The sequence below is a fragment of the Sorangiineae bacterium MSr12523 genome (assembly GCA_037157775.1).
GTDB lineage: Bacteria > Myxococcota_A > Polyangia > Polyangiales > Polyangiaceae > Pendulispora > Pendulispora brunnea.
The window spans coordinates 8,052,546-8,067,267 of sequence record CP089982.1 but is presented as its reverse complement, the minus strand read 5'-3'; the positions used below and the strand labels follow the sequence as shown (position 1 = coordinate 8,067,267).

The following is a 14,722-nucleotide window of genomic DNA, read 5'->3' as shown; positions in this document are numbered from 1 at the left end:
CGGAATTATGCCAGGGGGGTGGGCGGGGCGCGTGGGGCACTATGGCGCGGTGCCGACGACCTCGACGAGGTTGCCCGCCTCGGAAACGACCACGAAACCTTCGCGGGTTGGCGCCATGCCGACGACGTTTCCACCGTGCGGTTTTCCTGCGGCCGTGATGCGGGTGGCCCATGGGGTCTCGCCCAACATGCGAACACCGCCGTTCGACGAGGATACGCCAATAAAGCCCTCCGGCGTGGCAAAGGCCACCGTTCCGGCGGCATCGACGAGCACGCCCGCATGCGGCGGGGCCACCAATGCGAGCGTCCCCCCGTCCGCCAAGGCCATCGGCGTGAAGGTCGAGACCTGTTGCCGTGAGAGCTCCTGGCCCGCGCCATCGACGCCGACGAGCATGGTGCGCCCCGGCGCCATCGAGAGAAGGTAGGCCGCGTCGCCCCGCACGGCAGGCGGCCCCAGGAAGATTGCACCCTGCACCGACGAGCGCGTCATCACCGAACCGTGTACGAGGTCCATGGCCGCGAGCCGCGTTCCGTCGACCACGGCGGCCAAAGTGCTGGGACCGGCGAGGACCGCGCCCCCATCGATGCCCCCGCCGAAGCTCCCGATCTTCTGCACCTCTTTTCCTGGCATCCAGCCGTAAACCGTGCCCGACGCCGCCACCGCGATGATCTTGCCGAGCGCGGCCAAGAGCGGCGTCGCGAGGATCTCCGGAACCGCGGCCCGCGCACGCACGCCGCCTTCGGCATCGAGCGCCGTGAGCTCGTTCGCCGTCGCCACCACCGACCCGCCATCGTCCAACGACACCGGCGAAACATGTCCTGCGAGCGATCGATCGCCGCCGAGCCGCGTGCGAAAGCGCACCGCACCTTGCCGCACGCCCACCGCCTCGCCGGCGGAATTCACCGCCACGATGGTGCCATCGGCCAGCGCCGTCGGAGGCCCCAGCGCACTGCCGCCCAGCGACGCGACGAATTTTGGCGAGCCATGTTCCAGCATCACGAGCTCGTTGTGGTTCACCACCACCACGATGCTTCCATCGTCGAGCACCAGCGGCGCATGCTCGATGCTCTGCCCGAAGGAGTGACGAAAGGCTGCACGTAGCCCGCCCGTCGGCAGGGTCGTTCGCGAGAAGCCACTGCGGCGCGCATCCACGCGATCCGTCGGCGAATACGCCTGCGATGCACCGACGATGACCGTGCGCGGTCGCCCCGGTTCCACACGCTGCGCGAAGGCCGCCGTGGCCAGCACTGCGCCGAAGCCGATGGCGCACGCCAGCCCGGCCAGCTTCGCGCGTCTCATTTGGTCTTCCCGCGGATCACGAAGTCGGCCTCCACCTCGGGGACCGGCTTGCCCGCGCCGGCCTCGCCCGCCGAAAAGGCGCGGGTGATCTTGCCGTACGCGCGCAGCTCCTGCCGCGGTTTGAGCTCGAGATCGCCGCCGTAGACCACGCGCACGAGGCACGGCTTCTTTGCGCAGCCGCGATGGCTGTCGACGATGGCCACCGTCTGGTGGTTCACCGTGCGCGATTGGCGAACCTCACCGTCGACCGCCAGTCCTTTGCCGACGTTGCCCTCGATGTTGGCTGCGACCGTGTCGTACCCGAGCGGGTTCGCCGCCTCGAAGGCCTTGGCCTCGGTCTCCAGGCTCGCCACACGCCGCACGGCGAAGCGTGCAGTGCGCGGTGCCACGTTCGGGCCCGACGCGCGGATCTCCACCGGCGTTTCCTTGTCCGCCGGAAGCTCGAAGGTCCCGAAGAAGATGCCCGTGCCCGCCTCGATGGACTTCCCATTCACCGCGACGCTCGCACCCTTTGCGGTGCGCCCCGCCACCACGAAGCGATCGGCGTCCGTCACCATGTGCGCCGTCGGTGCGTCGATGTGGAGGGGTACGACGCCGACCCGCACATTGAGGTTCCCGCGCTCGGTGTCGCTGCCCTTGGGCGTCACCTCGTAGGGGATGGTTCGGTCGATGACCTTTCCCTCGTCGGACGCGCCCTCGGTCTCCGCACGCACGTCAATCGGCTGCGTCCCTTTGCCTTCGCCATCGAGCGCCACATCGCGCCCGTCGACCTTCACCGTCGTCCCAGGCAGCGTCTCGACCCGCACCACGATGGGATCGCTCGTCGCGGTGTTCGCGAGATCGACCTTCACGCGGTACGGCACCAAGATGGAGGCCTTCACCGTTTCGTCGCGGCCCATGCTCGGCCGATCGAGCTGGATCTCCAGCGGATTTTCCCCGAGCTTCAGCGGCGCTGCGAGCTCCAGTGCGGCCTCTTTGTCCTTGAACGTGCCCGAGCTTCCCGCGGCGGTGGCCTTCGTCCCGTCGGGGCATGTGGGGCACGTCAATTGAAGCTGCTCGTTCCCCTGGGGGCCGAGCCGCGGTTTCACCACCAAGGGTGCACCCGCCTTCCAGAAGAAATAGACGCCCACACCGGCGGCCGCGACCAAGAGCCCCACCACACCTGCGACCACCCCGAGCGGCAGCCCACCCTTTTTCGCGAGGACCGGTGCCGGTGGAAGGGGCTCGTCCACGAGGGGCGCAGGGGCCGGCACGATGGCCGGCAGCGGCGCAGGAGCCAGTGGCGCGCGCGGCAGCGCGTTCGGCGGATCACTCCGCGTCGGTGCGATGCCGGGCATGGCCAGGCCGAGCATGGTGCGTTGCTCCCCGCGCGCGGCCGGAGGCAGACCCCCGCTTTGGTCCGCCGTGGGGGCAGGCGGCAGAATGGGCGCAACCCCGGGCATCGCCACGCCGATCATCGTCCGAGCTCCCTCGGGTTGCGGAGGCAGAGAGCCTGGAACCTGCGCCATCGGCACGGTTTTTTGCTGCTGCGCCTGCACTTCCTCGGCGGAGATACCCAGCATCGTGCGCGCAGGCGCGGTGCGGGCAGGGCCGCCGCTCGAACCCGCAGCCGCGGGTGCCGAGGAACCGGCGGGCGCAGAAGAAGCAGAAGGACTTACCCCTGCAGGGGATACGGCCCCGCATACTCCGCAGAAGCCAGCGTTCTCAGGGATTCCTGCTCCGCAATGCCCACACGTTCGAGTCGCCATAGCGGCGCCAGATACTAACCCGATCGTTGAGATGGGGGAGGCGCAGGTTCCGGTACTGTGCGCGGGGCCGCTGGAAATGCTGGCTCCGATTGAAACCGGTGCCATCTTCTCTCGAGCGCTTTGCGGTCCATGCCGAGAACGCGTGCAGCCTCACTTTTGTTGTGGCCACAACTTCTCATGGTTTCGGCGATGGCCGCACGCTCGATGGCTTCGAGCTTGCTGCCCAAGCTTCCAGGGAGGGAAAGCAGTTTTGCGGCGATGTCCTCGAGCTCAGTGGCATCTCCCGCTTGAGCCACGTCGTGAGGCATCCCCACCAGGGGGTAAGGGTCTTCGTTCGGAGCGCGCATGCGTAACAGGACGGCAAACGACAGCAGGTGGACGAAACGGCGAAAAGCAACAGTGCGTTACGAAACGTAACAGTCGCTGAAGCTGCGACGTAGGCGAGGATGCCCTTGATATTCCTAACTCTTTTTCGCCCGCCACATCAAGTACATCTCGATGTCGGCGAAACAGCGAAGTCCAATAATTAGAAAACGGTCACGGTTGGCCAACGATTGGCCCACCGTTTGGACGAAATCGGGCAGACAATGGGATTCGGTGCAGCGTTGTTGTCGCCCATTCCCAACACAGTAAACTGGCGCGCGGCCATCGCCAGGTTCCGCTCGCGGCCTTCACGAAAAAAAACACCAAGCTACAGCTACCGCAAAAACGGCACGCCCCATGTCATCCGTTGAGCTCCATCGGGCACGCACGCTCGTGACCGATCCCCAACAAGCCGCGGAGCGGCTTCTCGAGCAGTTACCGTCGTCCGTCAAGCCCAAGCTCGTCACTGTGTTCGCCTCGCGATCGCACGATCAGCTGGCGCTCAACCGCGCGTTGCGTGAGAGGTTGCCCAAGGGCACGCGCATCGTCGGCACCACCAGTGGTGCGGAGCTCGACAACGACGGCATCCACGAACGATCCATCGTCCTCGGCGCCCTCTCGGGTGACTTCGACGTGGGCCTCGGCGTCGGACGCGATCTCTCGCAAGACGCGATCGTCTCCGGCAACATCGCCATCAGCCAAGCGTGCGACGAGCTTGGGATCTTGCCCAACAACCTGGGCTCGAAGCACGTCGGCATGGTGATCGACGACGCGTTTCGTTACAAAAAAGAGGAGTTTCTCCTGGGCATGCTCGAGCCGAATCCGGCGCTGGTGCTCGTGGGCGGAGGCGCTTCCGACACCGAGCTCGATCCGAACAAGCAGAGCTCCGAGCTCCACGTCGATGGCGAGGTGGTGACCGACGCCGTCGTCTGCGCGCTCTTCAAGACCGACGTGCGCTGGGCGGCCATGCGCTCGCACTGGTACGTGCCCACGGGGCGCACCTTGCGCATCACACGCGTCGACGAGACGTGCACCCGCGCGTTGGAGATCGATGGCCGCCCCGCGGCCAAACGCTACGCCGAGCTGCTCGGCGTCACGCCGGAGGATCTCGAGTTCGGCAAGCCGCACGGCTTTGCCACGCAACCCACCGCACTGCGCGTCGGGCGAGAGTACTTCGTGCGCGCACCGTGGAGGCCGCTCGAGGACGGTTCGATCCTCTATGCCAACTTGATCGAAGAAGGGACCGAGCTCGAAATCATGCAATTGGGGGATATCGTGCGTGCGACGAATCATTTCTTCCGTGAGGAATTGCCACATCGTGTCGGAAATCCGAATGCGCTGATTCTATTTCAGTGCAGCGGACGGCAATGGTTCGCCGACGCCGTCGGAAAGCGCGCCGAGCTCGCGCAAACGTTCACCACGGCCCCGCCCGCGGTGGGCTTCAATTGCCATTTCGAAATCTATTGTGGATTCCACATCAACACGACGCTCACCGTACTCGCATTTGGATCGGGAACCCCCTCTTGAAGCCCGCCGTCGTTTCTCTCCCTCGAACGTCGCCTCCCGGCAGTGTGCCGCGCATTCTGGTCGCGCTCAGCGAAAGCGAAACGACCCTCGCGCTTGCGGAGTTGGAGCGCGCGGGGTTCGCCGCGGAGACCACTTCGGTCGACAGCCTCGAGCGCCTCGAAGAGCGGCTCTCGGCAACTTGGGATCTCGTTCTCGCTGGCACGGAGTTCTTCGGGCATTCGCGCGAGGCGGTCGCCGGCTTCCTCGACAAGCTGCGCGAGGCGAGTAAGACGCTCGGCTACGACCTGCCGGTGGTCTTCGTGACGCAGCAGCAGGCGAGTGACGACACGCTGGAACGAAGCGCACTCGCACGCGGCGCCGCCGACGTGATCGACGCCTCGCGCATCGGTCGCCTGGGCGCTGTGCTCACGCGCGAGGTCGAGCGGGTGCGCCGGCAGGGTGCGCTGGCCGCCCGCGCGGCCCTTCAGGAAGCCATCATCGATGCGTTGCCGTTTCTCGTCTTCGTCAAAGAGGCGCGGGACCTCCGCCAGATCATGGCGAACCAGACCTTCGCCGACGCGTTCCACACCACAAAAGAGTGGCTCACGGGCAAGCTCGATCACGAGATCTTCCCGCCCGATCAAGTCGAAGGCTTCAACGCCATGGATCGCGAGGTGCTCCGCACCCAGGTGATGAAGGTCTTCGAAGAGGTGGCCCGCACCGACGGCGTGAACCGCACCTACCTGACGCGCAAGCTGGCCATTCTCGACGACGAGGGAAACTCCGCGTACCTCGTGGGCGTCACCGAAGACATCACCGAGCGCAAACGCACCGAGGAGGCCCTCCGCCGCACGCGTGAGCTCTCCGCGCGCACGTTGGCCGGCTACCAACGGCGCGTTCTGCAGATGGAGATCATCCGCCAGCAGAACGAAGACCTCGAGCGCCTCTCCGCCGACCTGGTGAAGGCCAAGCGCATCGAGGAGGAGCGCGCCCGCGAGATCGAAGCGGCCGCCCGCCTCAAGAGCGAATTTTTGGCGAACTTCTCGCACGAGATCCGCACGCCTCTCAACGGCATCCTCGGCTACTGCGATCTGCTCATGCGCGGTGAGGGCTCGCGCCTCACGCCCCACGGCCGCCGCGATCTCAACGTCATCAAGACCAACGCGAAGACGTTGCTCTCGCTCATCAACGACATTCTCGATCTGTCGAAGATCGAAGCGGGCCGCATCGAGATCGTGCGCGAGCGGGTCGACGTCACGGAACTCATCGAGGACTCCGCGGCGACCATCAAAGAGCTGATACGCAGCAAAGACGTCGAGCTGGTCACGCATGTCGCGGACGGTGCCGCGCAGGCCTTCACCGACTCGCTCAAGCTGCGGCAGATCGTTCTGAACCTCCTCACCAACGCGGCAAAGTTCACGGACACCGGTGAAATCCACGTCTCGGCAAGCGCCGCCGGCGACGACTTGGTCGTCGAGGTGGAGGACACCGGCGTGGGCATCCCTGCCGAGGAACTGCGCAACATCTTCGAGAAGTTCCGCCAGGTCGACGGGTCGAGCACCCGGCGGGCCGGCGGCACGGGGCTCGGGCTCGCCATCGTGCGCGAGCTGGCGCGCGTGCTCGGGGGCACCGCCTCCGTCACCAGCGCGGTCGGACGCGGGTCGAAGTTCACCGTCATTCTTCCCGGCGCCATCGACGCGGGCCGCACCTCGGTGCCGGAGAACAAGGCGGAGCCGCGCGGACCCGTGTCCGTCGATGGCTGCACGGTCCTCGTGGTCGACGACGATCCGCTGGTGCAAACCTTGGTGCGCGGGGAGCTCGAGACCGCGGGCTTTCAGGCCATCATCGTCGGCGACGGCGTGCAGGCGTTGCATCAGGCGCGGGCCCGAAGGCCGAACGTCATCTTGCTCGACCTGCACCTACCCAAGCTTCACGGGTGGGACGTGCTCACGGAGCTCAAGAGCGATCCCTCGCTCTCGAGCATCCCCGTGGTCATCGTCTCCGTCGAGGAACAACGCGCGCGCGGCTTCTCCATGGGCGCGTGCGAGTACTTGGTGAAGCCCGTCGAGACGGACCAACTGGTCGAAACCGTGCGTCGCGTGATGGCCCCCGGCGGCGGGGATGTCCTCATCGTCGACGACGACGCGGCGACCCGCGAGTTGGTCACCCGCGTCCTGCAGGGTCACGGCTTCCCCACCGCGGATGCCCGCGATGGCTCGGAGGCGCTGGTCCGCATGAAGGTGAGCCCTCCATCGTTGCTCATCTTGGACCTGGTCATGCCCAAGGTGGACGGCTTCGAGGTGCTGCGCCGCATGCGCAGCGAAGGAACCATCGTTCCGGTCGTGGTCCTGACCGGCAAAGACTTGAGCAAGGTCGAGGAGCAGGAACTTTCGGAGGCCTTCGCGCGGATTGTACGCAAGGGAGGTCTCGCCATGGCCGACTTGGTAGCGGAGGCCAGGAGGCTCGTTGTCGAACAACGTGTGCAACAGAAAGAGCGCCTACCACGCATTCTTTACGTGGAGGACTCGCCGCAAAACCGGGATATCGTGCGCCGTTACCTCGAGCCGGAGTTCAATGTGTTCGAAGCAGAGGATGGTGAGCATGGACTGGAACGGGCGCAGCGCGATGCGCCCGATCTCGTGCTCATGGATCTGTCATTGCCCCGCATCGATGGGTGGGAGGCAACCCGACGTATCAAGTCGGATCCCAGGCTTCGGCACCTTCCCGTCATTGCCCTTACAGCGCGCGCGGGCACGGAGGATCGTGAACGTGCGGACAGCGCAGGGTGTGTGGACTACCTGACCAAACCAGTGGAGCGCGAAACTTTGATTGCCGCGATTCGAAAACACCTTCGGGGGCAAGCCGGGAATGGATAGGCCGAGCGGACTTCCCGAAGTGAGGCGGCGGCCGCGCATTCTGGCGGTCGATGACGATCCTTTGCAACTGGACCTTTTGTTTCGGGGACTTACCTTGGAGGGATTCGAAGTCGCCACGCACGAAGGGCCCATTGGGGTCACCAACATGGTTCGCGCGTTCCAACCGGATATCGTTCTACTCGACTTGAACATTCCGAGCCTGCGGGGGGACCGGCTCATCGAGTTGATCCGTCGTACGGCTGGGCCGAACACGAAGTATTTCTTGCTCTCCGCGAGCGACGAGTCCGAGCTTCGCTTACGCGCTGCAGAAACGAGCGCGCACGGGTGGCTTTCCAAAAGCCTCCCTATGAATGAGATTGCGCATCGCCTACGGGCCATGCTTTCTCCCTCGTCCACAGGCTCATTTTCGGGCTTGAACGAGGGGCCGCCGTCCCGGCGTATACGATAGTACAGTCGCTCCCGTTGCCCGCACGTGTCCACCCGGGAAAAGTGGCGCGGCGGGCGGGGGAAGGGGGATGAGATGGAAGGTATTTCCTCCAGAGATGCAATGCGAAGCGTGCGTGCCAAAAACCTCCACCTCGCGCTCCAGGCCCCAATCGAGAACAAGTACATGGGCAAGCCCGTGGGCGCGGGTTTGCTCGATTACGAAGTGTACCTGCGCACCTCGGAGCTGCGATCGCTCCAATCGTCGCCGCAGGACCTCGTCATCCCCGACGAAATGTTGTTCCAAATCGCCCATCAAAGTCAGGAACTCTGGCTCAAGCTGGCCGCGTTCGAGACGATTGGCTTGGTCGAGGCCATCGACGGCGACGATTTGTGGGCCGCCGCCGAGACGTTGAAGCGCCAGATCCTGGTGATGAAGACCCTGGAAAGTGAGTTGGCGGTGATTTCCACCCTCTCACCCGAGGCATTTCTCGTCGTTCGTCGTTATCTAGGCAACGGAAGTGGCCTTCAATCGCCGGGCTACTTCGAGCTGCTCTTGGCAGCCGAGGCGGCCAATGACGCATTGAGCGATCTGTTGAAGCGGCGCGGTGTATCCATACGGGACGTGTACGAGGAGCGCGCCCGGTATCGCGATTTGCACCACATTTGTGAACGCTTCGTCGATTTGGATTCCGGCTTTCAAATGTGGCTGACCGCCCACTTCATGCTGGTGCGGCGCACGTTGGGCATCGATCGGTCGGTGAAAGCGCTCGACGGATTTCCGACCGTCGCCCTCGGGCCGCGCACCACGAAGCCGCTCTTCCCCGCCTTGTGGGACGTCCGCGTGGAGATGTCGCGCGGGTGGACTCGGGAAGGCGGTACGAGCCCCGCAACGTTGCGCTCCCGCGACACCTCGCCCAGCCATCCGAGCCTTTCCTCACGGCCGCTGGTCGCCTGCGACGAAAGCGAGTCGGCATCGGGTATCCGCGCGGGTCTCGGAAATCGCAAATGAAGTCCGGGCCGGACAGCGGCTCGCATCTCGACATGCCGCTCGATGTGCGCAAGCTTCGCGCACAATTCCCTATTTTGGAGCGGTGCATCTACCTCAATAGCAATTCCACTGGCCTCGCCCCTCGCGGGGTGCAGGAAGTCCTTTCCAAATATTGGGACACCCTGGACGACTGGCGCGACGATACTTGGGAAACGTGGTGGAGCGAAATTCACCGTTATGCCGATGATATCGCGGCATTTCTCGGCGCGCCGGCGGGATCCGTGCTTTGTGACGTCAACGTTGCCACATTGCTCGGTCGATTTGCGGCGGCGCTCGAATACGATTCGGGGCGAAATCGAATTGTCACCAGTGATTTGGAATTTCCCACCGCCGAACTTCTCTTTCGAGGTTTGCACCGGCTTGGTGCGGAAACCATCGTAGTGCCATCGCGTGATGGCTATTCGATCGACGAAGAAGCCATCGTTCGCACCATCGACGAGCGCACGCGCCTGGTCTTTCTGTCGCTCGCCACGTCCAACACGGGGGCGCTGCTCGCGCTTGGACCCATTGTGGAACAGGCGCGAAAGGTCGGAGCGTTGGTGGCGCTCGACGCCTATGCCGCACTTGGCGTCGTGCCGCTCGACGTCACGGAGCTGGGGGCCGATGTGCTCTTCGGTGGTGCGAGCAAGTGGCTTTGCGGTCCGTACCACGCGGCATTCATGTACATGCGTCCCGAGCTGGCCGCCCGCCTCGTGCCGCTCACGCCCGGCTGGATGGCCTCGCGCAACCCGCTGACGTTTCGCCCGCAGACGGAGCTCGCCGAGGGCACGCGTCGCTTCGCCGGGGGCACGCCCTTGGTGCTGCCGCTGATGATGGCGCGCGTCGGCTTCGAACTGATGCGCTCGTTCGGCATTGCGCGGGTGCGCGAGCTCTCGCTGGCGCACACGCAGCGCATCATCGACCACGCGGACGAGGCGGGGCTCACCGTCACGACACCGCGCGCCCCCCAGCGAAGGGCAGGCATCGTCTCGTTGCACTTCGAGAACGACGAGCAGGTGGTGCGCGATCTCGCGGGTCGAGCGGAAGGCCAACGGCAAATGGTCTGCAGCTACCGCTGTGGGGTGCGCATTGGTCCTCATGCGTTCAACACGGAAAGCGAAATCGATACATTCATGAAGGCGCTCGTCGAAAGCGCGATAAGGTAAACGCCATGGGCGAGGCGTTTTCCGCGCGGGCGCTATTGAGTCTTCTTTTCAATGCAAGCAAAGGGCTCGATGTCGTGAAAACGGCGCTCGACCTGGGAATCCTCGCGCGACTCGATCGAGGAAGCGTGACCCTGGGCGAGCTGGCGCGCGCGACGGGTTCCGTTCCGCTGCGTCTGTACAAGCTGCTCGATGCGCTGGAAACATTGGGCTTCGTGGCGCGGGAGGACCCGCGCGACGACAAGGCCGACGACATCGAGTCGACGCGTTACACCGCACGAGAGCCGCTCGAAGCGGCAGCGCGCGCGGTGCTCGGGGAGACGTCCATCGAGCGCGACCGCGATGCGTATCCGTGGCGCGTGCTGGAAAACAAGCTGGCCGCGACCTTGCGCGGAGAGCACCACATCCCGCGGGACGCCTTCGATTGGCCGCCTTCCACGCCGTCGCAGCATGCGCAATTCGAAGCGAGCATGGCGGCGGGCGTTCCTCCCATTGCCGAAGCCTTTCACGCGGCCCACGACGACATGTTCGTGACGGGATCGGAGCGCTGGCTCGATGTCGGAGGAGGGGATGGCGCCTTGGCCGCGTCGGTACTCGCGCGGGACGCGAGGCTCGTGGCCGACGTGCTCAACTTGCCCATCACCGAGCCCTTGGTGCGTGCGCGCGCCGAAGGGTCGGGCGTGGGCGCGCGTCTCGGATTCGTGGCCGGCGACTTTCTGAACGAGGAATTTCCCCGCGGCTACGACGTCATTTCCTTCGTGCGCGTGCTCCACGACTGGCCGGCTGCGACCGCGCGGATGCTTCTCGACAAGGCCGCGCGCGCGCTGGCGCCGGGCGGACGACTCGTCATTTGCGAGGAATTCCGCACGGCGGATCGTCTGGCGATTCAGTTCTTCTGGACCTATTTCCTGATTGGCGTCGACTCCTGCGTGAGTCGGTTGCGTGAAATCGACTTCTACGTTCGCGAGCTTGAAGCGCGCGGCTTCCGCGACATTCGCACACGCAGTGGACCGTTCGACGTTCTGGTCGCAATGTTTGCCAAGTGAACGGCCCGCAACGGGCCTGGTCCTAGCGTGGTTTTACTTCGATGGCGCGCCCAGAACCGGCCACCCACAACCGGGGCGGAGTGGAAGAAACCACCTTCAAATTTTTATATGGATAGATAATTCAAGTAGAAATTGCGAAGTTCGCACCGTATGTTCCGGATTATCGGAAGGCTCCGATCCGGCCAGGTTTCGCAGTCCCGACGCGAGGCCCAAAGGAGATTCCGATAAAAGGGAGGCTCTATGGAGCGGTGCGGGAGGGTGAGTGGCTCTTTCTATTTGGCGTTTGCGACGGCGATTATCGGGGGAGCGCTTACTGGCGCGTGTGTCTCCGGCGAGGGGGACGACGGTGCGGTCTCCAAACAAGAAGAGAATGGCGCCCCGGTAACCGTTGAATCGATCCACACGCACGAGCCGACGACGCGGCAAACGCCCATCGGGCTCGCGCTCGATGTCGACAACGGCAAGGGCACCGCCATCAAGGTTCGTTCGGGACAGACGTTCTTCCTCAACCAGATCGACCTGCGTGCTTGGTTCGACACCGACGAGGAAGAGGGCATCGACGGCTTGCGCCGCCGGGGCGACTTCGCGGATCTCTCCTGGCGCGGCCTGGAGCAGGCCGATGAATCGGCGTTGGACACCCCGGATGCGGTCACCGGCCTCTACACGAACCGCCGCTTTTACCGCGACGCACGGTGGATGAACGAGCGCTCGTTCTTCGTTCTGGAGCAGCTCGACAGCCGCGGCCGACCGACCTCGGAGCCGTTGACCTACGACGCAGGCATCGACCGCGATCGGCGCGACACGGACGACTTTTTCGTGCGCCGCACGCGCGGCATTCAGTGGACCTTCGACTGCAAGACGCGCACGGACTGCGACGGCGCCGAGCGGTTTCGCGAGGAAGCGCTCGTCGAACTGCGCAACGCGATGCATCCGGACCGCACGTTCTACATTTCGGCGTCGACGACGCAGTTTCGCCTGACCTGGTCCCTGCACCCGGGCAAGTGCTACACGATTCCGGTTACGCAAGATCCTTCCCCGGCGTTCGACTATGGTTTCAACATCGACGTGAAGGCGCTCACCCCACCGCGTGCCGATGGGACGTATCCGGCCGGTGGGAAAATTAAATTCCAAATTAGCCTTTTGGACGGTGCCGGGCATCGATTGCATCCGAAAGGCTCGCTGCCGACCTACAACGATGTAAGGTTCAAACGCGACGATACGGGTATTAGCTATTATCAAGCCTTCTTCGACGCGACGACTACGTATTACCGACGCAAGCACCGCGAGCGGATGCTGATGAGCACCTTGGAGGGGCCGGCGCAGGACATTCAGCCGAGCCGCACCATCGCGCCCGGTTCGATTTTCTTCGACCGGACCTTGGACGTGCAGCCCACCGCCTTGCCCGAGCGCGATGGCTTCTCCGCCCAATTCCGCACGTTCCCCACGTCGCACGATTTGTTCGGCGGGGAGGCCTATTGGAACAATCCTGTGCCCGATACGTGGGAATACACGGTTCCCTCCAATGCCAAACCCGGTACGTATTACATCACGACCAAGGGACGGCGCGTCTACCGCGGGGAAGATGTTCCCGCGACGCACACCGTGAAGATTCAAGTGGGCTCGCCGGAGCCAACGACCACGCCGCTCGGTACGGGGCCGTGCAACACCTGCCACCAGGCCAATTCGTCGCTGGGGGTGCTCCTGCACGCCAACAACGACCGCGCCACCTGCACCGGGTGCCACGTTCCGCTGGAGTTCGAGCTCGAGGGGAACATCTACGTGCGCACGCACTTCATTCACTCGCGCTCCAACCGCATCGATGCGCGGGTCGATCAATGCCAGAAGTGCCACATCACGGAGGAGAGCATCCAGCGCACGAGCAAGTCGGCCTGCCTCTCGTGCCACAAGAGCTACCCGGAGTGGCACGTTCGCGACTTCGGGCCGATCGACAACATGTACGTCGGGCAGACGTCGCAGCGAAGCTTCGATCAGTGCACCTCGGCCTGCCACGTGACGCATCCAGGTGCAACTTGGGCAGGTGCACCGTTGGCGGCGAGCAAATTGGGACACTGATCACCTGCACGGCTGCTACAGTCCCCTAGGTGCGCGTTTGGATACTCGGGAGCGGCTCCAGCGGTAACGCGGCCATCGTCGAAGCCGATGGCTCCCGAGTCCTCGTGGACTGCGGCATGGGCCCACGCGCGATCGTGAATCGGCTGCGGGCCCGCGATGCGGCGCACGTGTACCCCGATGGCATCGATGCCATCGTCGTAACGCACGAGCACCACGACCACATCGGCCATCTGGAGGCGCACGCGCGCGCGCTCGGCGTGCCCGTGTACCTGCACCCCGGTATCGCGGCGCGGCGGGTGCGTGAGCGCTACGAGGTGCGCACCTACGAGGCGCGCACGCCCTTTCACGTGGGCTCGCTCTGCATCGAGGCGCTGCCCGTGCCCCATGACGCACCGCAGGCGGCGCTGCGCATCTCCACGGCGCACGCGGCCTTTGGGCTAGTGAGCGACATCGGTCAGGTCCCGCCCGATCTGGCGCCCTTCCTCGGAGCGTGCGACGTCGCGGTCATCGAGGCCAACTATTGCCCCGAGCTGCTCTGGATCGGACCTTACCCGCCGAGCCTCAAACGGCGCGTCTCGGGCGGGGCCGGGCACCTCGCCAACCACGAGGCCGCGGAGTTGGCGTCGCAGCTCGTGGGGACCCGCGTGTCCCGTCTTTTACTGGGGCACATTTCCCGAACGAACAACATGCCCGAGCGCGCGCTTGAGGCAGTGCGTCAGAGGTCGGGGTCGCTCGAAGTGCAGGCCATTTCGCCGGGCGCGGTCGCCGTGCTGGACGTCAGCTCGAGCCGTAGACCGGGCGCTCGGCGCCGGCCCACGCAGCTGGCCTTCGCGTTCTAGGGGCCAGCCCAGGCGCTCGGGTCGTGGCACATGGAACGAGGCTAGGGCGCATGGTAAGCACAACGCCATGTCCGAACGCATTGTCCATTGCCGCCTGCTGAAGAAAGACCTCCCGGGGCTCGCCCGCCCGCCGTACAAGAATGAGCTTGGGCAAAAGATCTACAACGAAGTGTCCAAAGAGGCCTGGGACAGATGGCTCAAGGACTCGGTCAAGTACATCAACACGTACCGCCTCGATCTGGCCTCCTCCGAGGGGCAGAAGTTCATGCTGAAGCAGGCCGCCGTCTACTTCGGCTTCGAGGAAGGTGAACTGGCTGCCACGGCCTTCGTGCCGCGCGAAGACGAACCCAAATAGG

The 14,722-nt window shown here is 64.7% G+C and carries 11 protein-coding genes; 9 read left to right on the top strand and 2 right to left on the bottom strand.

All coding sequences use genetic code 11. The annotated features are described in order from the left end of the window. Positions 1-39: 39 nt before the first annotated feature. Entirely contained in the window at positions 40-1,299 is a 1,260-nt protein-coding gene (locus LZC95_31670) for a hypothetical protein (GenBank protein ID WXA91000.1), read from the bottom strand. After that, positions 1,296-2,861, bottom strand: coding sequence for a hypothetical protein (locus tag LZC95_31665; protein ID WXA90999.1), 1,566 nt, complete (start codon positions 2,859-2,861; stop codon positions 1,296-1,298). The genes LZC95_31670 and LZC95_31665 overlap by 4 nt, the downstream gene beginning before the upstream one ends. 906 nt (positions 2,862-3,767) lie before the next feature. On the opposite strand from LZC95_31665, the gene LZC95_31660 reads away from it, so the two are divergent. The 9 genes from LZC95_31660 to LZC95_31620 all read left to right on the top strand — a co-directional run bounded on the left by LZC95_31660 (position 3,768) and on the right by LZC95_31620 (position 14,721). Then, on the top strand, positions 3,768-4,937 hold the full coding sequence (locus tag LZC95_31660) for an FIST C-terminal domain-containing protein (protein ID WXA90998.1): 1,170 nt from the start codon (positions 3,768-3,770) through the stop codon (positions 4,935-4,937). Next, on the top strand, positions 4,934-7,792 hold the full coding sequence (locus tag LZC95_31655) for a response regulator (protein ID WXA90997.1): 2,859 nt from the start codon (positions 4,934-4,936) through the stop codon (positions 7,790-7,792). The genes LZC95_31660 and LZC95_31655 overlap by 4 nt, the downstream gene beginning before the upstream one ends. Then, positions 7,785-8,240 carry a response regulator gene (locus LZC95_31650; protein ID WXA90996.1) on the top strand — a complete coding sequence of 152 codons (456 nt, stop codon included), beginning with the start codon at positions 7,785-7,787 and terminating at the stop codon, positions 8,238-8,240. Before LZC95_31655 ends, LZC95_31650 begins: the two co-directional genes overlap by 8 nt. Before the next feature lie 99 nt (positions 8,241-8,339). Beyond that, complete coding sequence (locus LZC95_31645) at positions 8,340-9,227, top strand: tryptophan 2,3-dioxygenase family protein (protein WXA90995.1); 888 nt, start codon at positions 8,340-8,342, stop codon at positions 9,225-9,227. Further along, complete coding sequence (locus LZC95_31640) at positions 9,224-10,411, top strand: aminotransferase class V-fold PLP-dependent enzyme (protein WXA90994.1); 1,188 nt, start codon at positions 9,224-9,226, stop codon at positions 10,409-10,411. The genes LZC95_31645 and LZC95_31640 overlap by 4 nt, the downstream gene beginning before the upstream one ends. 5 nt (positions 10,412-10,416) lie before the next feature. Next, on the top strand, positions 10,417-11,454 hold the full coding sequence (locus tag LZC95_31635; protein ID WXA90993.1) for a methyltransferase domain-containing protein: 1,038 nt from the start codon (positions 10,417-10,419) through the stop codon (positions 11,452-11,454). A gap of 258 nt (positions 11,455-11,712) precedes the next feature. Next, positions 11,713-13,527 (top strand): cytochrome c3 family protein, encoded by a 1,815-nt coding sequence (locus LZC95_31630; protein WXA90992.1) that lies wholly within the window; start codon positions 11,713-11,715, stop codon positions 13,525-13,527. A 29-nt stretch (positions 13,528-13,556) separates the two neighbouring features. Next, complete coding sequence (locus LZC95_31625; GenBank protein WXA90991.1) at positions 13,557-14,366, top strand: MBL fold metallo-hydrolase; 810 nt, start codon at positions 13,557-13,559, stop codon at positions 14,364-14,366. Between the two features lie 67 nt (positions 14,367-14,433). Next, positions 14,434-14,721 (top strand): oxidative damage protection protein, encoded by a 288-nt coding sequence (locus LZC95_31620; protein ID WXA90990.1) that lies wholly within the window; start codon positions 14,434-14,436, stop codon positions 14,719-14,721. Position 14,722 lies beyond the last annotated feature (1 nt).

What these genes read in the sequence shown, in the direction of transcription:
- LZC95_31645 (WXA90995.1), top strand. Translation starts at nt 8,340, where the DNA reads ATGCGAAGCGTGCGTGCCAAAAACCTCCACCTCGCGCTCCAGGCCCCA.
- LZC95_31670 (WXA91000.1), bottom strand. Translation starts at nt 1,299, where the DNA reads ATGAGACGCGCGAAGCTGGCCGGGCTGGCGTGCGCCATCGGCTTCGGC.
- LZC95_31665 (WXA90999.1), bottom strand. Translation starts at nt 2,861, where the DNA reads ATGCTGGGTATCTCCGCCGAGGAAGTGCAGGCGCAGCAGCAAAAAACC.
- LZC95_31620 (WXA90990.1), top strand. Translation starts at nt 14,434, where the DNA reads ATGTCCGAACGCATTGTCCATTGCCGCCTGCTGAAGAAAGACCTCCCG.
- LZC95_31640 (WXA90994.1), top strand. Translation starts at nt 9,224, where the DNA reads ATGAAGTCCGGGCCGGACAGCGGCTCGCATCTCGACATGCCGCTCGAT.
- LZC95_31660 (WXA90998.1), top strand. Translation starts at nt 3,768, where the DNA reads ATGTCATCCGTTGAGCTCCATCGGGCACGCACGCTCGTGACCGATCCC.
- LZC95_31650 (WXA90996.1), top strand. Translation starts at nt 7,785, where the DNA reads ATGGATAGGCCGAGCGGACTTCCCGAAGTGAGGCGGCGGCCGCGCATT.
- LZC95_31635 (WXA90993.1), top strand. Translation starts at nt 10,417, where the DNA reads ATGGGCGAGGCGTTTTCCGCGCGGGCGCTATTGAGTCTTCTTTTCAAT.